Annotated in this window: 16 protein-coding genes; 11 read left to right on the top strand and 5 right to left on the bottom strand. The window is 61.3% G+C overall.

Features of this window, described 5'->3' with window-relative positions; translation table 11 throughout:
• Positions 1–118: 118 nt before the first annotated feature.
• The 7 genes from xdhA to SULPSESMR1_RS01565 all read left to right on the top strand — a co-directional run bounded on the left by xdhA (position 119) and on the right by SULPSESMR1_RS01565 (position 9,444).
• Positions 119–1,510: a xanthine dehydrogenase small subunit gene (gene xdhA / locus SULPSESMR1_RS01595; protein ID WP_089419253.1), complete on the top strand. Its 1,392-nt coding sequence runs from the start codon at positions 119–121 to the stop codon at positions 1,508–1,510.
• Complete coding sequence (gene xdhB, locus SULPSESMR1_RS01590) at positions 1,507–3,807, top strand: xanthine dehydrogenase molybdopterin binding subunit (RefSeq protein ID WP_089419252.1); 2,301 nt, start codon at positions 1,507–1,509, stop codon at positions 3,805–3,807. Before xdhA ends, xdhB begins: the two co-directional genes overlap by 4 nt.
• On the top strand, positions 3,804–4,754 hold the full coding sequence (gene xdhC / locus SULPSESMR1_RS01585) for a xanthine dehydrogenase accessory protein XdhC (protein ID WP_089419251.1): 951 nt from the start codon (positions 3,804–3,806) through the stop codon (positions 4,752–4,754). Before xdhB ends, xdhC begins: the two co-directional genes overlap by 4 nt.
• Positions 4,751–6,265 (top strand): ABC transporter ATP-binding protein, encoded by a 1,515-nt coding sequence (locus SULPSESMR1_RS01580; protein WP_089419250.1) that lies wholly within the window; start codon positions 4,751–4,753, stop codon positions 6,263–6,265. Before xdhC ends, SULPSESMR1_RS01580 begins: the two co-directional genes overlap by 4 nt.
• A 69-nt stretch (positions 6,266–6,334) precedes the next feature.
• Positions 6,335–7,417, top strand: coding sequence for an ABC transporter permease (locus tag SULPSESMR1_RS01575; RefSeq protein ID WP_089419249.1), 1,083 nt, complete (start codon positions 6,335–6,337; stop codon positions 7,415–7,417).
• Entirely contained in the window at positions 7,417–8,337 is a 921-nt protein-coding gene (locus SULPSESMR1_RS01570) for an ABC transporter permease (protein ID WP_089419248.1), read from the top strand. The genes SULPSESMR1_RS01575 and SULPSESMR1_RS01570 overlap by 1 nt, the downstream gene beginning before the upstream one ends.
• 27 nt (positions 8,338–8,364) lie before the next feature.
• Positions 8,365–9,444, top strand: a complete 1,080-nt coding sequence (locus SULPSESMR1_RS01565; protein ID WP_089419247.1) for a BMP family ABC transporter substrate-binding protein — start codon at positions 8,365–8,367, stop codon at positions 9,442–9,444.
• An 88-nt stretch (positions 9,445–9,532) separates the two neighbouring features.
• Here the strand turns inward: SULPSESMR1_RS01565 and SULPSESMR1_RS01560 are convergent, their stop codons facing one another.
• Positions 9,533–10,210 carry a ZinT family metal-binding protein gene (locus SULPSESMR1_RS01560; RefSeq protein WP_089422076.1) on the bottom strand — a complete coding sequence of 226 codons (678 nt, stop codon included), beginning with the start codon at positions 10,208–10,210 and terminating at the stop codon, positions 9,533–9,535.
• 120 nt (positions 10,211–10,330) lie between these two features.
• Positions 10,331–10,654: a hypothetical protein gene (locus SULPSESMR1_RS01555; RefSeq protein ID WP_089419246.1), complete on the bottom strand. Its 324-nt coding sequence runs from the start codon at positions 10,652–10,654 to the stop codon at positions 10,331–10,333.
• Positions 10,655–10,821: 167 nt separating this feature from the next.
• On the opposite strand from SULPSESMR1_RS01555, the gene SULPSESMR1_RS25930 reads away from it, so the two are divergent.
• The 4 genes from SULPSESMR1_RS25930 (at position 10,822) to SULPSESMR1_RS01535 (ending at position 14,298) form a co-directional block, all read left to right on the top strand.
• Complete coding sequence (locus tag SULPSESMR1_RS25930; protein ID WP_089419245.1) at positions 10,822–11,430, top strand: glutathione S-transferase family protein; 609 nt, start codon at positions 10,822–10,824, stop codon at positions 11,428–11,430.
• Between the two features lie 62 nt (positions 11,431–11,492).
• Positions 11,493–12,425 carry an aldo/keto reductase gene (locus SULPSESMR1_RS01545; RefSeq protein WP_089419244.1) on the top strand — a complete coding sequence of 311 codons (933 nt, stop codon included), beginning with the start codon at positions 11,493–11,495 and terminating at the stop codon, positions 12,423–12,425.
• The gene (locus tag SULPSESMR1_RS01540) at positions 12,422–13,486 is read left to right on the top strand and encodes an NAD(P)/FAD-dependent oxidoreductase (RefSeq protein ID WP_089419243.1); all 1,065 of its coding nucleotides are present in this window, start codon (positions 12,422–12,424) and stop codon (positions 13,484–13,486) included. The genes SULPSESMR1_RS01545 and SULPSESMR1_RS01540 overlap by 4 nt, the downstream gene beginning before the upstream one ends.
• 20 nt (positions 13,487–13,506) lie before the next feature.
• Positions 13,507–14,298, top strand: coding sequence for a glycoside hydrolase family 25 protein (locus tag SULPSESMR1_RS01535; RefSeq protein ID WP_089419242.1), 792 nt, complete (start codon positions 13,507–13,509; stop codon positions 14,296–14,298).
• A gap of 60 nt (positions 14,299–14,358) precedes the next feature.
• Here the strand turns inward: SULPSESMR1_RS01535 and SULPSESMR1_RS01530 are convergent, their stop codons facing one another.
• The 3 genes from SULPSESMR1_RS01530 to ggt all read right to left on the bottom strand — a co-directional run bounded on the left by SULPSESMR1_RS01530 (position 14,359) and on the right by ggt (position 20,233).
• Entirely contained in the window at positions 14,359–16,854 is a 2,496-nt protein-coding gene (locus SULPSESMR1_RS01530) for a GcvT family protein (RefSeq protein WP_089419241.1), read from the bottom strand.
• Between the two features lie 190 nt (positions 16,855–17,044).
• Entirely contained in the window at positions 17,045–18,448 is a 1,404-nt protein-coding gene (locus tag SULPSESMR1_RS01525; protein ID WP_089419240.1) for an FAD-binding oxidoreductase, read from the bottom strand.
• 6 nt (positions 18,449–18,454) lie between these two features.
• Positions 18,455–20,233, bottom strand: a complete 1,779-nt coding sequence (ggt, locus tag SULPSESMR1_RS01520) for a gamma-glutamyltransferase (RefSeq protein WP_089419239.1) — start codon at positions 20,231–20,233, stop codon at positions 18,455–18,457.
• Positions 20,234–20,236 lie beyond the last annotated feature (3 nt).

Here is a 20,236-nt window from a genome sequence, read left to right as displayed (position 1 = left end):
ATCTCTTGCAATGCAACGCTTTGCCCGCCTAGGCTGATCGCCAACACGCCCGCGCCCGTCTACGCCACATCGACGTCGCGCCTTGTCGGGCATTGGTAGGGTGGCAGGTCAGTACCTTATGAACGTGTCTTTTCGTCTGAACGGAGAGGACGTCACCGCGACAGATGTCTCCCCCACGACGACACTCCTCGACTGGCTGCGCGAAACGCGCGGCCTGACCGGCACCAAGGAAGGCTGCAACGAAGGCGACTGCGGTGCCTGTTCCGTTATCGTCACCGACGCAGGCGGCGCCCGCCCGCTGAACGCCTGCATCCTGTTTTTGCCGCAACTGCACGGAAAAGCCATCCGCACCGTCGAAGGCATCAGCGCGCCAGACGGCACCCTGCATCCGGTCCAGCAGGCGATGATCGACCACCACGGCTCTCAATGTGGCTTCTGCACACCCGGCTTCATCACTACGATGGCCGCCAACCACCTCAATGGCCGCACCGACCACGACACAGCCCTTGCGGGCAACCTCTGCCGCTGCACCGGTTATGCCCCGATCGTCCGCGCCGCACAGGCTGCCCAAAGCGCCCCTATCCCCGCCCACATGCACGACAGCCCGCTTCTTTTGGCCCAAAATATCCCGGGGGAGCCGCAGGCGGGGGCAGAGCCCCCGAACCACCCCACCACGCTTGACGGCTTTGCCGACTGGTACGCCGCCAACCCCGACACGACGCTGATCGCCGGTGCCACTGATGTGGGCCTGTGGGTGACCAAGCTGATGCGCGATCTGGGGCAGACCGCATTCCTGACCCATGTGGACGGCCTGCGCGGCATCACCACCACCGACGACACGATTACCATCGGAGCAATGGCAACGCTGTCCGACCTGTACCCCGTCATGGCCGAACACCATCCTGCCTTTGCCGAACTGATCCGCCGGTTCGGGTCGGCACAGGTGCGCAATGCCGCGACCATCGGCGGCAATATCGCCAACGGTTCGCCCATCGGTGACGGCCCGCCCGCACTGATCGCACTGGACGCCACATTGCACCTGCGGCGCGGCTCTGAGACCCGCAGCCTGCCTGTCGCGGATTTCTTCATCGACTACGGCAAACAGGACCGCAAAAAGGGTGAGTTTCTGACCCATATCACCCTGCCGCGCAACGCGGACCATCTGCACTGCTACAAGCTGTCGAAACGCTTTGATCAGGATATTTCGGCCGTTTGCGGTGCCTTCTGGATCAAGGTCGCGGAGGGAACGGTCACAACCGCCCGCCTCGCCTTTGGCGGCATGGCCGGCATCCCGAAACGCGCCGCAGGGGCCGAGGCAGCCCTGACCGGACAGCCATGGACCGAAGCAACCGTGCGCACAGCGATGACCGCGCTGGCAGAAGATTTTACTCCGCTGTCAGACACGCGCGCCAGCGCCGGCTACCGGATGGAGACCGCGCAGAACATGCTGTTGCGGGCATGGAGCGCAGACCAAGGTGCGCCCACTTCAGTGCTGGAGATCCGCGCATGAGTGTTGCACGGCCCCTGCCCCACGACGCCGCCCGCCTGCATGTGACCGGTGCTGCGCGCTATGTCGACGACATCCCGACCCCGCGCAATACGCTGCATCTGGCTTTCGGCACCAGTCCCGCTGCTGCTGGCACGATTGAAACCTTGGACCTTAGCGCCGTTCGCACAGCCTCCGGAGTAGTCGCGGTAATGACCGCCGCCGATCTGCCGTTTGACAACGACGTCTCGCCATCGAACCATGACGAACCGCTGTTGGCGACTGACGCCGTTCATTACCTCGGCCAGCCATTGTTTCTGGTGATCGCTACCAGTCACGGTGCCGCCCGCCGTGCCGCCCGTCTGGGCCGTGCAACGATCACCGAAGCCACTCCGGTCCTGACCATCGCCCAAGCCGAAGCCGCTGACAGCCGTTTCGAGGACGGTCCGCGCATCTATGCGCGCGGCGATCTGGATGCAGGTTTTACCAACGCCCCACACCACCTGTCGGGGAGGCTTGATATCGGCGGGCAAGAGCACTTCTATCTCGAAGGTCAGGCGGCCCTCGCCCTGCCTGGCGACAACGGCGATATGCATGTGCATTCATCAACCCAGCACCCCTCCGAGATCCAGCACAAGGTGGCCGAAGCCATTGGCCTGCCCATGCACGCCGTGCGGGTCGAAACACGCCGCATGGGCGGCGGTTTCGGCGGCAAGGAAAGTCAGGGCAATGCGCTGGCCGTGGCCTGCGCGGTCGCAGCCCGCGCCACAGGGCGGCCTTGCAAGATGCGTTACGACAGGGATGATGACATGATCATCACCGGCAAGCGCCATCATTTCCGCATCACCTATGATGTCGGCTTTGACGACGCTGGCCGTATACTTGCGCTGGACGTGCGCCACGACACCCGCTGCGGCTGGTCAATGGACCTGTCCCTGCCTGTGGCGGACCGCGCAATGCTGCACGCCGACAACGCCTATTACCTGCCCGCCGTACGCATCACCAGTCACCGCTGGAAAACCAACCACCAGTCGGCCACCGCCTTTCGCGGCTTTGGTGGCCCGCAGGGCATGCTGGGAATGGAACGGATTATGGATCATGTTGCCTACGCCCTCGGGGCCGATCCGACTGCGGTCAGGCGGGCAAACTTTTATGCCTCCGGCGGGGATATTTCCAGCCAAAAGAAAAAGCAGACGACGCCCTATGGGCAAGAGGTGGATGATTTCATCGGTCACGAGATGCTGGCGCAGTTGGAAAAGGCGTCAGACTATGCGGCACGGCGGACGGCGGTGGACGCATGGAACGCCAAGGGCGGCGTGATCCGCAAGGGACTGGCGCTGACGCCGGTGAAGTTCGGGATTTCTTTTACGCTGACGCATCTCAATCAGGCGGGCGCATTGGTGCATGTCTATGCCGACGGATCGATCCACCTGAACCACGGCGGCACGGAAATGGGTCAGGGTCTGTTCCAGAAGGTGGCTCAGGTCGCGGCCAGCCGCTTTGGCGTGCCGATAGAGGCGGTGCGGATCACCGCGACAGACACCGCCAAGGTGCCGAACACGTCGGCCACGGCGGCATCGTCGGGATCGGATCTGAACGGGATGGCGGTGCGCATTGCCTGCGACACGATAAGAGAGCGTATCGAATTGCATCTGGCCCAGTTGCATCAGTGCAGGCCAGCTGATGTGGTGTTTGAGGGTGGCCGCGTGACCGCAGGCGGCACCGAGTACAGCTTTGCCGAAGTAGCAGCGCTGGCCCATCAGGCGCGGATCAGCCTGTCGTCCACCGGCTTTTATAAAACGCCCGAAATCTCGTGGGACCGGATCAAGGGCCATGGCCGCCCGTTCTTTTACTTTGCTTACGGCGTTGCCGCAGTCGAGGTGGCAGTGGACACGCTGACCGGCGAGAACCGGATGCTGCGCGCCGATATTCTGCACGACGCGGGCACCTCGCTGAACCCTGCGCTGGACATCGGACAGGTCGAGGGGGGCTTTGTTCAGGGGACAGGCTGGCTGACCACCGAGGAACTGGTCTGGGACAATAAGGGCGCCCTGCGCACCCACGCGCCATCGACATACAAGATCCCTGCCTGCGGCGACCGCCCCGAGGTCTTCAATGTCGCCCTGTGGGACGGCGAGAACCGCGCCGATACGATCTACAAATCCAAAGCCGTGGGCGAGCCGCCGTTGATGCTGGGTATTGCCACGTTCCTTGCGCTGTCGGATGCGGTCGCGTCATGCGGAAAGGACTATCCCGAACTGCACGCGCCTGCGACGGCCGAGCAGGTGCTGGCGGCGATTCACCGGGCACGCGGCGCATGATGGATCTGAGCGCATTGGCTGCTGCGATCGACGCTCGGGGCCGCGTCGTGCGGATCGTGCTGGCCGATGTGCGCGGGTCCGCGCCCCGTGCTGCGGGCACGTCGATGCTGGTCTGGGCAGACGGGTTGGCAGGCACCATCGGCGGTGGGCGACTGGAGTTGGAAGCGATCCGCCATGCGCGGGATATGCTGGACCAGAACGCGCCACCCGCGCGGGTCGAAAAGCTGGCGCTGGGACCAACGCTAAACCAATGTTGCGGCGGGGCGGTGGTGCTGGTGCTGGAATGGTTCGACGCCGCCCGCTTTCGCGCCATCGATACGTCCTTTGCGGGTATCTGGGCGCGGCGGGTCAGCGGGACGCAGGATATACCTGCGCCGATGCAACGAGCCTGTGCGCGTACGGCCAATGGCGACACGCCGCTGCGGATCATGCTGCAAAGCGGCTGGATGGCGGAATCGCTATGGCAGGCGCATCAGCAGGTCGTGATCTATGGCGCGGGTCACGTGGGGCGTGCGCTGGCGGGCGTGCTGCACGGGTTGCAGCAATACGACGTTCTGGTCAGCGACGTGCGCAAGGACGAACTGGCGCAATTGCCACAAACAATCGCCCGTACAGACGCCATTTCCAGTGATGTTCTGACCGGCGCAGATGACACAGCGGCGCATTACATCATGACGCCTGAACACGACCATGACCTTGAGCTGTGCCATCACCTTCTGGGCCGCGACTTTGCCTTTGCGGGGCTGATCGGGTCGGCCACCAAATGGGCGCGCTTTCGCACACGTCTTGCGGCGCTGGGGCACGCGACTGCCCGAATTGACCGCATCACTTGCCCCATTGGCGATCCTACATTGGGAAAACATCCGCAAGCCATTGCCGTTGGGGCCGCCGCGCAGCTACTACTGACACGCAAGCCTTTGCCAGCCATGACGAAAGAGACCGCATGACAGCCCTTCTGGACCTTTCCGGTGTGACCAAGGCCTATCCTGGCGTGGTGGCCAATGATTCCGTCAGCCTGACCATCCAGCCAGGCGAGGTGCATGCGTTGTTGGGGGAGAACGGCGCTGGAAAATCCACGCTGGTCAAGATGATCTACGGGCTGGTGAAACCCGACGCGGGGCAAATGACGCTGAAGGGTGCCAGCTTTGCTCCGGCTGATCCGCGTGCGGCGCGGGCTGCGGGCATCGGCATGGTGTTCCAGCATTTTTCCTTGTTCGACGCGCTGACAGTTGCAGAGAATATCGCGCTGGGGATGGAGAATGCCCCCCCGATGCGGCAGCTTGCGGCACAGATCCGCGCAGTATCGGAAACCTACGGCCTGCCGCTGGCACCACACCGGCTGGTGGGCGATCTGTCGGCGGGCGAACGCCAGCGGGTCGAGATCATCCGCTGCATGTTGCAAGACCCCAAGCTGCTGATCATGGACGAGCCGACCAGCGTTCTGACCCCGCAAGAGGTCGAGATTCTGTTCACCACCCTGCGCAAACTCTCTGCCGAAGGCACCGCGATCCTGTATATTTCACACAAGCTGGAGGAAATCCGCAGCCTGTGTGACGCCGCCACGATCCTGCGGCTGGGCAAGGTTGTGGGCCACTGCACTCCGCGCGACACCTCGGCCGCCGAGATGGCCGAGATGATGGTGGGCAGTGCGCTGAAGCCGCCACAAAAGGCCGCAGGGTCGGTGGGGGAGGTATTGCTGGAACTTCGCGCATTGTCGCTGCCCCCTGTCTCGGCTTTCGGGATGCCGCTGCGCGAAATTTCCGTCTCGGTCCACGCGGGCGAAGTTCTGGGCATCGGCGGCGTGGCGGGCAACGGGCAGGACGAGCTGTTGTCTGCCCTGTCAGGCGAAGTGCAAGTACCCCTGGGCACCGTATTTTTCAAAGACATGGACATGGCACGAATGACCCCGAACGCACGCCGCGCAGCGGGGCTGTTGACCGCGCCCGAAGAACGACTGGGCCATGCCGCCGCCCCCGATATGTCGCTGACTGAAAATGCCATGCTGACCGGTGCCGCCCGTCAGGGACTGGAGCGCAACGGGATGCTGGACTGGGGCGCGGCACGCAGCTTTGCCAAACAGATCATTGCCGATTTTGACGTGCGCACTCCCGGGCCGGGCAACGCGGCGCGGTCGTTGTCGGGGGGTAACTTGCAGAAATTCGTGATCGGGCGCGAAATATTGCAACGCCCCGAAGTACTGGTGGTGAACCAGCCGACGTGGGGCGTTGATGCCTCGGCGGCGTCGGCGATCCGGCAGGCCTTGCTGGATCTGGCAGAGGGTGGGGCTGCGGTGATCGTAATCTCGCAGGATCTGGATGAACTGATGGAAATTTCAGACAATTTTGCGGCCCTCAACGAAGGACGACTGAGCGTCGCACGCCCTGCTGCGGGCCTGACCGTATCCGAGATCGGCCAGATGATGGGCGGGGCGCACGGGATGGAGGTGGCCCATGTCTGAGCTTTGGACATGCGGCTGGCCGACCCTTCGGGGAGAGTTTATCTGGCAAGATGAAAATGGGATATCGCGATGATCCGACTTGATAAACGGCCCCAGCCAAGCCGGGCGATGGCGCTGGCCACGCCGCTGCTGGCGGTGCTGGCCACGATGGTCTTTGGCGGGGCGCTATTTGCGGTGCTGGGCAAGGATCCGGTGCAGTCGATCCTGACGATTTTCTGGCAACCGCTGTTTGGCGAATTTGCCTTTTACTACCGCCCGCAACTGCTGGTCAAAGGCGCGCCACTGGTGCTGATCGCGATGGGTCTGGCGCTGGGGTTTCGCGCGGGCATCTGGAACATCGGGGCCGAAGGGCAATACATCATGGGCGCGATCTGCGGGGCTGCGGCGGCGCTGGCGTTCTATCCGCTGGAAGCGTGGTGGATTTTCCCGTTGATGGTGATCTGCGGTGGTCTGGGTGGTTTTCTGTGGGCGATGATACCAGGATTGCTGAAGGTCAAATTCGGCACCAACGAGATTCTTGTCAGTCTGATGCTGGTCTATGTGGCCGAGCAATTGCTGTCGTCCGTGTCGCTGGGCCTGTTGAAAAACCCCCAAGGCTACGGCTTTCCGGGGTCGCGGAACCTGCAACATTACGCATCGGCGCACAACGCCGAGATTATTACCGGATCGGGTATGCACTGGGGTGTTGTAGCAGCGCTGATCGCGGTCATCTTTGCCTATGTTCTGCTGACGCGGCACCGTTTGGGGTTTGCCATTCGGGTCACCGGCGAAGCGCCGCGTGCGGCCAAGTTCGGCGGCGTGAACCCTGCGCGGCTGGTGCTGTTCTGTCTGGGCGTCTCGGGCCTGCTGGCGGGGCTTGCTGGAATGTTCGAGGTGGCGGGGCCTGCGGGACAGATCACCATCGATTTTAACGTCGGCTATGGCTTTACCGCGATTATCGTGGCGTTTCTGGGCCGTTTGCATCCCGTTGGTATCCTGCTGGCGGGCGGATTGATGGCGCTGACCTATATCGGCGGGGATATCGCGCAATCGCAACTGGGCCTGCCCGCTGCCGCTATTCAGGTGTTTCAGGGTATGCTGCTCTTTTTCCTTTTGGCACTGGATGTGCTGACAAATTACAGGCTGCGCTTTGGCGCGGCAGAGGTGGCCTGATGGACCTGTCTGTTATCAATCCGATCCTGCTGCTGGCAGCGCTGATGAGTGCGGCAACCCCGATCCTTCTGGCCGCCACGGGCGAGCTTGTGGTCGAGCGCAGCGGTGTGCTGAACCTTGGCGTCGAAGGCATGATGATTGTCGGCGCGATCGCGGGCTTTATCGTCGCCGTCCACACCGGATCGCCTGCGCTGGGGTTCATCGGTGCAGCAATTGGCGGCGCTGTGCTGTCACTGCTGTTTGTGTTTCTGACGCAAGTGGCGCTGGCCAATCAGGTCGCCTCGGGCTTGGGGCTGACGCTGTTCGGCTTGGGGCTGTCGGCGCTGATGGGGCAAAGCTATGTGGGTGTCAAACCGCCGCGCATGGCGGATATGAACCTTGGACCGCTAAGCGATATTCCGGTGCTGGGGCCGATCCTGTTCAGCCATGATGCGATGGTTTACATCGGGTTGCTGATCGTGGCTGGCGTCTGGGCTACACTGAAATACACCCGCGCCGGTCTGGTGCTGCGTGCTGTGGGCGAAAACCACGATGCGGCGCACGCATTGGGCTACAAGGTCAAACGCATCCGCACGCTGGCCGTCATGTTCGGCGGTGCCTGTGCGGGGATGGGCGGGGCATATATTTCCCTGATCCGTGTGCCGCAATGGACCGAAGGCATGACTGCCGGCGTCGGCTGGATCGCACTGGCGCTGGTGGTCTTTGCCTCGTGGAAGCCGTGGCGGGTTTTGCTGGGCGCCTATCTTTTCGGCGGCATCACCCAGTTGCAGTTGAATCTGCAAGGCGCGGGCGTTGCCATTCCTGTCGAGTATCTGGCAATGTCGCCGTATATCGTGACGATCATCGTTCTGGTGATCCTGTCTGCTGACAAATCTCGCGCACCAGGTTCTCTGGGGCGCATTTTCCATGCCTCGCATTGAGGCCAATAACCGGGGAGTAACACACTCATGACTTTCACCAAACTGATGGCCACGGCGGCATTGACGCTGGGCCTTGCCACTGGCGCCTATGCCGCTGGCGACGAAAAAACCAAAGTGGGCTTTGTCTTTGTCGGCCCCGTCGGCGACGGCGGCTGGACTTACGAACACAACGAGGCGCGTCTGGCCGTTGAAGAAGAATTCGGCGATAAAGTCGAAACCGTCTTTGTGGAAAGCGTGGCAGAGGGCCCCGACAGCGAACGCGTGATGACGCAGATGGCGCTGGACGGTGCCGATCTGATTTTCACCACCTCGTTTGGCTATATGGACCCGACGATCAACGTCGCTGCCAAATTCCCCGACGTGAAATTCGAGCACGCCACCGGCTATAAACGCGCGGAAAACGTGTCGACCTATTCGGCACGTTTCTACGAAGGCCGCGCCATTCAGGGCCACATCGCCGGTTCGATGACGGAATCGAACATCATCGGCTACATCGGTTCGTTCCCCATCCCCGAAGTGATCCGAGGCATCAACTCGGCCTATATCCACGCGAAAAAGGTCAACCCCGACGTCCAGTTCAAAATTATCTGGGCCTACACATGGTTTGACCCCGCCAAAGAGGCCGACGCGGCCAAGGTTCTGATCGAACAAGGGGCCGACGTGATCCTGCAACACACTGACTCGACCGCACCACAAGCGGCTGCGCAAGAAGCAGGCGACGTGATCACCTTTGGTCAGGCATCCGATATGATCCAGTACGCCCCGCTGCCGCGCGTGTCGTCGATCATCGATGATTGGGCCCCCTACTACATCGCCCGCACCAAGGCCGTCATGGACGGCACATGGACGTCGACAGACACATGGGACGGTATCGGCCCTGGCATGGTTGGCATCGGCGAAATTTCGGACGCCGTACCAGCCGAGGTCAAAGCCGAAGCGCTGGAACTGAAAGACAAGATCGCATCGGGTGAATACCACCCCTTCACCGGCCCGCTGAAAAAGCAGGACGGCAGCGACTGGCTGGCCGAGGGCGAAACGGCTGACGACGGCACGCTGGCTGGCATGAATTTCTATGTCGAAGGCATCGAAGGCGACATCCCGCAATAAACGGCGATCGCTGTGAAACACGAAAAGGCCCCGGTTGTTTCCGGGGCCTTTTTTAGTGGCCTATGCCCTGTTCACGCCAGAGCGCAGATCAGTGGGCCACCATCTCTGCCGCGATCTCTTCGCCGCTTTTAGACGACGGATAATAGGTTGGCCAATTGGTTACCTCTTCCAGCAGGGCAGCGCGGTCATCGCCCCAATACAGGTGATAGTGACCAGCTACCTGAGGCGCGATTGCGTGGTCGCTGAACTGGATAAACGCAGGTGCCAGCGCATCGCCCGAAACTTTTTCGAAGATGTAGCGCACACCGCGATTGCCTGCCTTGTAGGTCAGGATTTCATAGCCATCGTTTTCATAGGTGCCAGCAAAAGTGCCACCTTTCTGGGAAAAGGTCACGGCGTCACCTTGAATCACGATGCGGTCGACGTCGGTTTGATAGCCGACCTCGTACATGGCGCGATATTCTGCGGCTGTCTTTTCGCCCTTGGCGGCTTTGTGTTCCATAACCGGATCCAAAGTGCCGTCTTGCAGCAGCGGATAGACCGATTGCCAGTCTCCCTGCCAGTCAGCCAATGTCCTGGGCGCGATCTGGCTGTCATCGAAGTGGCCGCGATAGATGTCGTCCGCCCCATGTGTGTGGTCATGGGAGTGGGCTTCGTCTCCATGCGCATGGCTGTGGGCTTTTGTCTCGGCCTGAGCATATGGCGCGCACAGAACCAGCGCTCCAAATGCCGCAACGGCGGCTTGGATGGTAATCGACATTTGCATCATTAATCCTCTCGTAAGTGATGAGGCCGCAGCTATGCCATGATTCGTTACGTTATAACATATCCTTTTATGCACAACATCGCGGTATCCGGTTACACGCCGCGATCATCCGCTGCTGCGTTAATCCTGCGCCGCGCACGAGAACGGCAGAAACGACCCCGCCATGCCTTCGGCCACGGCCATCAGTGCCAGCGTATCGGCAAGTTGGTATTCCGCATCGCTGACCGGGCAGACACGGCCCTGCAAACAACCCGACGCCAGAAACGCGGCATGATCGTCCAAAAACCGGTCGCTGACACCGGACATGTCACCGGATGTCATCTGCGCCCACGCCGCAGAATACCGGCTGCATTTCTCAGCGCTCCACCCGTCGGGCTGTACCTGTGCCATCACCGGCGGCACCAGCAGCAGCGCCGCCGGTATTATTACAAACCAGCGTTTCATAAATGCTCCTGAACCCTCTTTTGTAGTCTTCTAGGCCGTAAGCGTTGATCGTGCCAACCCGCAGCACGCGACGTCGGCAACGAATGAACACTGCACGATACCTCCCGCGACGTCACAACATCGCAAAACGGGTTTCCAAGGTGCCATCAGCGTGGCAACCTGAGCGTATGATCACACTTTATCACCTCAACCGGTCCCGCTCTCATCGCATTCTGTGGCTGCTCGAAGAGATCGGCACGGAGTATTCGGTCAATCACTACAAACGCGACGAAAAGACCAATCTCGCACCGCCCGAGTTGACTGCGATTCACCCGCTGGGCAAATCACCGATGATCGAGATGGACGGACGCCTGATCACCGAAAGCGCCGCTATTGTCGAACTGATCTGCGCGAAACATGCACCACAGATGGTGCCGCCGCGCGATGATCCGGCCTATGTCCAGCACCTCGAACTGATGCATTTTGCCGAAGGCTCGGCCATGACCCCGATCTTGCTGCAACTTTATGTCGGTCGACTGGGAGACGCCGGAGCCCCGCTGCACCCGCGCATCCATCAACAGCTGGATTCGCACTTTGGCTACATGAACGATGTGCTGCGCCCGTCGGGTCATTTTGTACTGGATGACCTGTCCGCCGCCGACATCATGCTCAGCTTTCCCGCAGAAATCGCGATGATGCAGGGCCGCGCCAAGGATTTTCCGCGTCTGGCCGGATTTGTCGAGCGTATCCACGCCCGTCCGGCCTATCAGCGGGCGACCGCGCAAGGGGCCGACTAAAGCTGGCCCAAAGGGGATCGCTGCCCATTGCACCTGTGCAGCCCCCATGCCAACTTTGCGCCATGACACAACTTACATCGCTCGATGGCACGCCAGCCACCCGCCTGACCTTTGGTACGATGCAATTCGGTGGCAATGCCGATGCTGCAGCCTCTCGCGCCATGTTCGATGCCTGCCGCGACGCTGGCATCAATCACTTCGACACGGCGTATAATTATAACAACGGTGGCTCTGAAACGCTGCTGGCCGATATGATCGACACCGACCGCGACAGCTTGATGATCGCTACCAAGGCGGGCTATATTGGCGGGTCCAGCCGCGTCAATGTTCTGAACCAGTTTGATGAATCTCGCCGCCGACTAAAGCTGGATATGGTCGATCTGCTGTATATCCACCGCTTTGATCCCGACACACCGCTGGAAGAGACCTTTGATACGCTGGCGCATCTTCAGGCTCAGGGTGCGATCCGGTTTATTGGCGTGTCAAACTATGCCGCCTGGCAGGTGATGAAAGCCCAGTACATTGCCACGCAATTCGAAACCCGCATCGACGTAATCCAGCCGATGTACAGCCTTGTGAAACGTCAATCCGAGGTCGAGATCATCCCGATGTGCATCGACCAGAACATCGAGGTGGTGCCCTATTCGCCCTTGGGTGGTGGACTGCTGACCGGAAAATACGCCGCTGGTGGCACCGGCAGGCTTAACACCGACGAACGATACGCCACCCGCTATGGTGTGGCGTGGATGCACGAGACTGCGCGCGAACTGGCCGCGCTGGCTGCCGAACTGGATGTGGCCCCCGCGACGCTGGCCGTGGCTTGGGCTGCTGCCCACCCTGCCCGCCCGCGTCCAATCATTTCGGCGCGCAGCGTCGAGCAGTTGCAGCCCTCGTTGGCCGCAGAGCATTTCGAGATGAGCCAAGATCTCTATGACCGTATCACCGCCCTGTCGCAAACACCCCCGCCTGCCACAGACCGGCTGGACGACGCGTGAGCGATTTTCTTGTCATCGGCGGCGGCATCGCTGGCGTTTCCGCCGCAGCGCGACTTTCAGCGTATGGCAGCGTTACAGTGCTGGAATCCGAAGTGGCCCTTGGCTATCACGCTTCTGGCCGCTCGGCTGCACTGTTTGAAAAGAACTATGGCCTGCCATCGGTCATTGCCCTGAACCACGCCAGCGACGCCTATCACCAACCCTACCTTAGCCCCCGCGGCTTTATGCTGGTGGGGCGCAAGGGCGAGCATGCAGGTTTTGACACCGACGCCGCAAACCTGAAATGTCCCGAGATTTCGGTGGACGAAGCCCGCGCGATTGTCCCGATCCTGAACGATCAGATCACCCGCGCCGCCTATCACGTCGAGGCCTATGACATCGACACCGACCGAATGATACAGGACTTTGCCAAACAGGTGCGCGGCAACGGCGGGCAGGTGTTGACGAAATCACCCGTAACGCAGGTCGACTTTGCCGGTGGTATGTGGACCGTCACCGCAGGCGGGCAAACCCACCACGCCGCGACTTTGGTCAATGCCGCAGGGGCCTGGGCTGATCAGGTGGCAGAACTGGCCGGCCTTGCCCCCATCGGACTTACCCCCTATCGCCGTTCGATGGCACGCATTCCCGCGCCGGGCGGATATGACATCAGCGGCTGGCCGATCTTTTTCGGCGTCAACGAAACATGGTACGCCAAGCCCGACGCAGGGTCGTTGCTGGTCTCGCCCGCAGAAGAACACGCAACCACACCCCATGACGCGTGGGCTGACGACATGGTGCTGGCTGAAGGGCTGGACCGCTACAGCCAGCACGTCACAACCGAGGTGACACGGCTTGAGGCCTCATGGGCCGGTCTGCGCAGTTTCGCTCCCGACCGTACGCTGGTGCTGGGCCGCGATCCGGTGAACCCGGCCTTTGTCTGGTGCGCAGGTCAGGGCGGCTATGGCTTTCAGACCGCGCCAGCCGCCTCGCAACTGCTGGCCGATCTGGTAACGGGGCAGACACCAGAAGTAGACGCCGAAACCGTCGCGTCCCTGTCGCCCGGCCGCTTTCATCTCTAAATTTATACGAAGGCCCGCCCATGTCCTTGACCCGACGCCTTGCCCTGCTCAGCCTGCTGGCGCTGGTTGCTTGTGGTGCCCCCGGCACCAATGCACCGCCCGCCCCCGAGGGCGTGATCTTTGCCCCCAATTTCTCGGACATTCATCCCGTCGACTTTCAAGGCCGCGCACCGCAGCGTTTTCCGGTGCAAGGCATCGACGCGGCACGGTTTCAAGACTCGATAGACTGGAACAAGGCGCGGCGCAACGGCGTGAACTTTGCCTTTCTCAAGGCCACCGAAGGCGGTGATCTGCTTGACCCCGCTTTCAAACACCACTGGCGCGATGCTGGGCGCGCTGGCGTCGAACGTGGTGCCTATCATTTCTACTATTTCTGCACATCACCCGAGGATCAGGCCCGCTGGTTCATCCGCAACGTCCCCCGCACGCCGGGCATGTTGCCACCCGTGCTGGATATGGAATGGAACCCGTTTTCGCCCACCTGCGCCCACATCCGCCCGCCCGCAAGAGACGTGCGCGACCAGATGCGCCGCTGGATCAAGATCGTCGAGGCCCACTTTGGTCAGCGCCCGATCATCTACACCACACCAAAATTCTACGAGGATAACGGCCTGCGGTCATTCCGCGGCTACGACTTCTGGCTGCGCTCGACCGCAGAAAACGTCTCGGAAGCGTATCCGGGCCAAAGCTGGAAGTTCTGGCAATATTCAGCCACCGGCATCATTCCGGGGATCGTCGGTGAAGTGGACCTGAACGTCTTTAACGGCAGCCGCGCCGACTGGACGGCGTGGCTGGCCGCACACAAGCGATGATCCAAAGCAAAAGGCGACGCCCACCAGCGCCGCCTTTTTAGGTCTCAGCAGACAGCATCCCTAGCCGTCCACACGAATGTTCGCATTTGTCGGATCATAGGGGCTGTCTTCGGTCACTTCCGCATCCCAAAGCTGATCGAACATCTTGACCTTCAGCTTCGTTCCAGCAACAGCCAGATCCGGCGTGATATAGCCCATGCCGATGGATTTCCCGAAGGCCACGGAATAGCCGCCCGACGTCAGACGCCCCACACGGGTGTCGCCATGATAAAGAACCTCGCGGCCCCACGGGTCGGCATCGGCTGGCCCGTCGATCAGCAGTGTAACGCATTTCGAACGGACCCCTTTGGCCTCCATCTCGGCTTTTCCGTGAAACGCTTTGGACAGATCCACAAAACGCGGCAGATCAGCCTCAAGCGGGGTCGCATCCCGGCCCAGTTCGGTACCAAAGGCGCGATAGGATTTCTCCTGCCGCAGCCAGTTCTGCGCGCGCGCGCCCACCAGCTTCAGTCCGTGCGGCTCGCCGGCCTGCATCAGCTGGTCCCACAGATAGTTCTGCATCTCGATAGGGTGGTGCAATTCCCAACCCAACTCGCCGGTATAGGCCACGCGGATCGCGCGCACCGGACACATCCCCAATTCGATGTTGCGCATGGTCAACCACGGGAACCGCTTGTTCGACAGCACCGTGGCCGGATCGGCATCCTTGACCAGCGTGTTCAGCACATCGCGCGTTTTCGGTCCCGCGATGGCAAACACACCCCACTGCGTGGTGACATCATGGCATTCGACATAGCCGAATTCGGGCGTCTTGTCGGCAATCGCCTTGCGCAGATAATCGCTGTCATAGGCGGTCCATGCCCCTGCCGAGACCAGATAATATTCATCCTGCGCCAGCCGCACGATGGTATATTCCGTGCGCGTGGTGCCTGCACCGGTCAGCGCATAGGTCAGGTTGATGCGACCCACCGATGGCAGCTTGTTGCAGGTGAACCAATCCAGAAAGGCCGTTGCTCCGGGCCCTTTGAGCAGATGTTTGGTAAAGGCTGTGGCATCGATCAGCCCCACGCCTTCGCGGATCGCCTTGGCCTCCTCTACCGCATATTGCCACCAGCCGCCGCGCCGGAAACTGCGCGCATCGTGGTCATTAAACCCCTCGGGTGCATAATAGTTTGGGCGCTCCCAGCCATTGACCCAACCGAACTGTGCCCCTTTGGCCGCCTGCCGGTCATAAGCAGGCGAAGTGCGCAACGGACGGCACGCAGGGCGCTCCTCGTCGGGATGGTGCAGGATATAGACGTGCTCATAGGCTTCTTCGTTCTTGCGCGCAGCAAACTCGGTGGTCATCCAGTCGCCATAGCGTTTGGGGTCCAGCGATGCCATGTCGATGTCCGCCTCGCCCTCGACCATCAGCTGGGCCAGATAATATCCCGTGCCACCCGCCGCCGTGATCCCGAACGAAAACCCCTCGGCCAGCCACATATTGCGCAGACCGGGTGCAGGACCAACCAGCGGGTTGCCATCCGGCGTATAGCAGATCGGGCCGTTAAAATCGTCCTTCAAACCGCAATTCTCGGCAGACGGAATACGATGGTTCATCGCCATATACTGGTCTTCGATCCGTTCCAGATCCAGCTGGAACAGATCGGCACGGAAGCTGTCCGGCACACCGTATTCGAACCGCGCCGGTGCGTCTTTTTCATAGACACCCAAAATCCAGCCGCCTCGTTCTTCGCGGACATAGGATTGCGCATCCGCATCGCGGATCACGGGGTGCTCCACATTGCCCTCTTGCTTGCGGAAGACCACCAGTTCGGGGTCCTGATCCATCACGATAAACTGATGCTCGACCGGAATGGCGGGCATCTTGATGCCCAACATCTTGGCGGTACGCTGCGCATGGTTGCCTGATGCCGTCACCACATGCTCGGCCGTGATTACAATTTGCTCGTCCGAGGGCACCAGATTGCCCCCCTTCTCGACCATCTTGGTCGCCGTGACTTCCCATGCGGTGCCGTTCCAGTGGAACGCATCCGCCTGCCACTTGCGTTCGATCATCACGCCCCGCTGCCGCGCACCTTTGGCCATCGCCATCGTAACGTCGGCAGGGTTAATGTAACCGTCGGTCTGGTGGTACAATGCGCCTTGCAGATCCTCGGTACGGATCAGCGGCCACTTGGCCTTGATCTCGTCGGGTGTCATAAAGGTATAGGGCACGCCACATGTCTCGGCGGTGGACGCATAAAGCATGTATTCGTCCATACGCTCTTTGGTCTGCGCCATACGCAGGTTGCCCACAACGGCAAATCCCGCGTTCAATCCCGTCTCTTCTTCCAGCGTCTTGTAGAAGCGGATCGAATAGTCGTGAATATGCGTCGTCGCAAACGACATGTTGAAATAAGGCAACAACCCCGCCGCATGCCATGTCGAACCGGACGTCAACTCGTCCCGCTCCAACAGCATCACATCCTCCCATCCGGCGCGGGCCAGATGATACGCAATCGACGTGCCCACGGCACCGCCGCCCACAACCAGTGCTTTGACGTTTGTTTTCATGACCCGATTCCCTGAACGCTCATTTCGCCCTGTTCTACGCTGCAACTTCAGCGCCCGCGCCAGCCCCCCGACACGTCACAGCAAAAAAGCGACCATCGCACTTCATCTTGCCCGATAAACTCCGGGGGAGGCGCGCCCGCACCGGGGGCAGCCCCCCTGATAAAACAGCGTCGCGCCAGCGTCCTTCGGGTCAGACCGTAACAACTTTGCCTGGGTTCAGGATATTGTCGGGGTCCAGCGCACGTTTGATCGCCACCATCACCTCGGTGGCCTCGCCCAACTCCTTGACCAGATAGGGCATCTTGCCCTGCCCGATCCCGTGCTCACCGGTACAGGTGCCATCCATCGAAATGGCCATCTCGGCCAGCCAGCTGACATAGCTTTGGGCTTTTTCCATCTCTTCGGCGCTGTCTTCGTCCACCAGCAGCAGCGAATGGAAATTGCCGTCGCCCACATGGCCCACGATAGGTGCCATAAAACCCAGTTCCGCCAGCCGCTCCTGCGCCGCACTGACAATCTCTGCCAGCCGCGAGATCGGCACACAGACATCCGTGGAAATCCCCTTGGCACCGGGCCGCAACCCCAGCGAGGCCCAATAAGCATTGTGGCGCGCTTTCCACAATGCGTTGCGTTCCTCGGTGCTGGTGGTCGCGGTATAGCCTGTGCCACCGAATTCGTCGGCAATGGCTCCGAATGTTTCAGCCTGCTCGACCACGCCCGCATCCGAGCCGTGGAATTCCAGCAGCAACAGCGGCGTTTCAGGCAGATCCAGCCCCGAATAGGCATTGCACGCCTTCACCTGCAACGCGTCCAGCAATTCGATACGCGCCACCGGAATACCGAACTGGATCACCTGCATCACCGTCTGGCACGCCGCATCAACCGACGGGAACGAACAGCGCGCCGAACTGATGGCTTCGGGAATGCCCTGCAATTTCAACGTGATCTCGGTGATGATCCCCAACGTACCTTCCGATCCGATCAAAAGCCGTGTCAGATCGTATCCCGCCGAAGATTTCTTGGCCCGCTGCGCCGTGCGGATGATCCGCCCGTCGGCCATCACGGCCTCCAACGCCAGCACGTTGTCTTTCATCGTACCATAGCGCACCGCATTGGTCCCCGAGGCCCGCGTGGCTGCCATGCCCCCTAGTGACGCATTGGCACCGGGGTCGATGGGGAAAAACAGGCCCTGATCTCGCAGGTGTGTGTTCAGATCCTCGCGCGTCACACCGGGCTGGATCACACAGTCCAGATCCTCGGAATGGACAGTCAGAATCTTGTTCATCTGGGTCAGGTCAATCGAAATCCCGCCCGCAGGCGCGTTCACATGCCCCTCAAGCGAAGTGCCAGTGCCGAATGCGATAACCGGTACCTTATGCGCGGCACAGACCTTGACGATATCAGACACCTCTTGGGTGGATCGCGCGAAAACAACTCCATCGGGCATCTGGTTTTGAATCCACGTCGTCGTATGTCCGTGCTGTTCGCGCACCGCTGCGCTGGTCTGGAAGCGGTCGCCGAATTGTTGCTTCAGCACGCCCGTCACAGTTGCGATGCCGCTTTCGTTGCGCGGCAGATCAATCGCTTGCACCATAGTGTTTTAGTCTCCCAGTGCGATGCCTTCGCGGCGCGGATCGGCGCCACCCGTCAGGCCATCGCCAATTGCAATTGCATGCAGGCCCGAATTCAGTTCCCGCGTGCCCACGTCAAAACCCATCTCGCCCAGTGGCCCTTGCAACTCGGCGGCGGTGGTATCCGCCTCGAGGTCATAGGCACCAAAGCGGTTCACCGCATGGGGCATCGCCACCGCCTGCTGCACATCCATACCCCAAGCCAGATGCGCGATGATCGCCTGCGCCACATAGCCAATGATGCGACTGCCGCCGGGGCTGCCGATGGCCAGCACGGGTGCACCATCCTTCATCACGATGGTCGGTGCCATCGACGACCGTGGCCGCTTGCCCGGCTCCAGCCGGTTGGCGATCGGCACGCCATCGCTGTGGGTGCGAAAGCTGAAATCGGTCAGCTCGTTGTTCAGTAAAAAGCCCCGCACCATCAACCGCGACCCGAACCCGTTTTCGATGGTCGTCGTCATCGACGCCACATTGCCAAAGCTGTCCACGATCGAGATATGCGAGGTCGAGGGCAGTTCGATGCTTTCGTCATCTGCCCAGATCATCGCATGATCCCACTCGGGATTGCCGGGGCTAACTTCGGGCAGCGCATCATCGCCCGCCAGCAGCTTGGCCCGCTCCGCCAGATAGGCCGGATCGACCAGCCCTTTGGTGGGCATCGGCACAAAATCACTGTCCGCCATATAGCGGCCCCGATCAGCAAAAGCCAAACGCGAGGCATCGCCAATCAACCGCCACGCCTGAGGGTCCGCAGGGCCAAGCGCCGCCAGATCGTAATGGTCGAGCATCCCCAATATCTGCCCCACCGTCAGCGCACCAGAAGACGGCGGTCCCATGCCACAAACCTCGTGGTCCTGAAACGGCGCGCAGACAGCCGCGCGTTCGCGGGTGGTATAGAGGCTGAAATCCAGCGTCGTCAGCAAGCCGCCCGAAGGCACCGCAGCGTTCACCGTGTCTACAATGTCTTGGGCAATGGCACCGGTGTAAAAGGCATCGGGGTCCGCCGCCAACGCCAACAGCGTATCGGCATAGGCCACATTGGTCAGGCGCTGGCCTGCTTGCACCGGCTGCCCGTCCGGCAGGAAATAGCTGGCCGTCGTCTCGAACTGTGCCAGACGGTCGGCATCGGCGGCCACCAGACCGGCCAGACGCGGCGAAACGTCAAAGCCGCCCTGAGCCAGCGCAATCGCGGGCTGCAACAGGTCGGCCCAGTCGCCGGTGCCCCATTTCGCCTGCGCCGTGGCCAGCAGTGCGGGCGTTCCGGGCACGCCGACAGACAGCCCGCCCACGACGGCATCATAAAACTTTAGTGGTTCGCCATTTGCATCCTGAAACCGCGTGGGCGTGGCCGCCAGAGGGGCGGTTTCCCGCCCGCCCAGCGTGGTCAGCGCGTCACTGTCAGCATCGTACCACACCAGAAACGCCCCACCGCCCAGACCCGAGCTTTGCGGCTCGACCAGACCCAGCACCGCTTGGACCGCCACCAGCGCATCCGCCGCGGTGCCACCTGCGGCCAGCACATCCGCACCCGCCTGCACTGCGTGGGGATTTGCTGCGGCTACCATCCACGTCTGGCCCGTAACGGGCAGGCCGTCATCCTTGGCTTTCAGTGCGACTGCAACCTGCCGCGACATCGCGGCAAAGCCACCCGTTGTCGTGGCTTCGGGCTGAACCGCATCAGCGGCCTGTTGGGCCACAGCAGACCCCGCCGCCAACGCGGCAATCAATGTCAGTGTCTTACGCATCAC

This window comes from Pseudosulfitobacter pseudonitzschiae (genome assembly GCF_002222635.1).
Taxonomy (GTDB): domain Bacteria; phylum Pseudomonadota; class Alphaproteobacteria; order Rhodobacterales; family Rhodobacteraceae; genus Pseudosulfitobacter; species Pseudosulfitobacter pseudonitzschiae_A.
Note: the sequence above shows the minus strand (reverse complement) of the source record. Positions and strands in the feature narration are given on the sequence as shown.

What these genes read in the sequence shown, in the direction of transcription:
- SULPSESMR1_RS01555 (WP_089419246.1), bottom strand. Translation starts at nt 10,654, where the DNA reads ATGAAACGCTGGTTTGTAATAATACCGGCGGCGCTGCTGCTGGTGCCG.
- ggt (WP_089419239.1), bottom strand. Translation starts at nt 20,233, where the DNA reads ATGCGTAAGACACTGACATTGATTGCCGCGTTGGCGGCGGGGTCTGCT.
- xdhC (WP_089419251.1), top strand. Translation starts at nt 3,804, where the DNA reads ATGATGGATCTGAGCGCATTGGCTGCTGCGATCGACGCTCGGGGCCGC.
- SULPSESMR1_RS25930 (WP_089419245.1), top strand. Translation starts at nt 10,822, where the DNA reads ATGATCACACTTTATCACCTCAACCGGTCCCGCTCTCATCGCATTCTG.
- xdhA (WP_089419253.1), top strand. Translation starts at nt 119, where the DNA reads ATGAACGTGTCTTTTCGTCTGAACGGAGAGGACGTCACCGCGACAGAT.
- SULPSESMR1_RS01545 (WP_089419244.1), top strand. Translation starts at nt 11,493, where the DNA reads ATGACACAACTTACATCGCTCGATGGCACGCCAGCCACCCGCCTGACC.
- SULPSESMR1_RS01560 (WP_089422076.1), bottom strand. Translation starts at nt 10,210, where the DNA reads ATGCAAATGTCGATTACCATCCAAGCCGCCGTTGCGGCATTTGGAGCG.
- SULPSESMR1_RS01530 (WP_089419241.1), bottom strand. Translation starts at nt 16,854, where the DNA reads ATGAAAACAAACGTCAAAGCACTGGTTGTGGGCGGCGGTGCCGTGGGC.
- xdhB (WP_089419252.1), top strand. Translation starts at nt 1,507, where the DNA reads ATGAGTGTTGCACGGCCCCTGCCCCACGACGCCGCCCGCCTGCATGTG.
- SULPSESMR1_RS01535 (WP_089419242.1), top strand. Translation starts at nt 13,507, where the DNA reads ATGTCCTTGACCCGACGCCTTGCCCTGCTCAGCCTGCTGGCGCTGGTT.
- SULPSESMR1_RS01580 (WP_089419250.1), top strand. Translation starts at nt 4,751, where the DNA reads ATGACAGCCCTTCTGGACCTTTCCGGTGTGACCAAGGCCTATCCTGGC.
- SULPSESMR1_RS01575 (WP_089419249.1), top strand. Translation starts at nt 6,335, where the DNA reads ATGATCCGACTTGATAAACGGCCCCAGCCAAGCCGGGCGATGGCGCTG.
- SULPSESMR1_RS01570 (WP_089419248.1), top strand. Translation starts at nt 7,417, where the DNA reads ATGGACCTGTCTGTTATCAATCCGATCCTGCTGCTGGCAGCGCTGATG.
- SULPSESMR1_RS01525 (WP_089419240.1), bottom strand. Translation starts at nt 18,448, where the DNA reads ATGGTGCAAGCGATTGATCTGCCGCGCAACGAAAGCGGCATCGCAACT.
- SULPSESMR1_RS01565 (WP_089419247.1), top strand. Translation starts at nt 8,365, where the DNA reads ATGACTTTCACCAAACTGATGGCCACGGCGGCATTGACGCTGGGCCTT.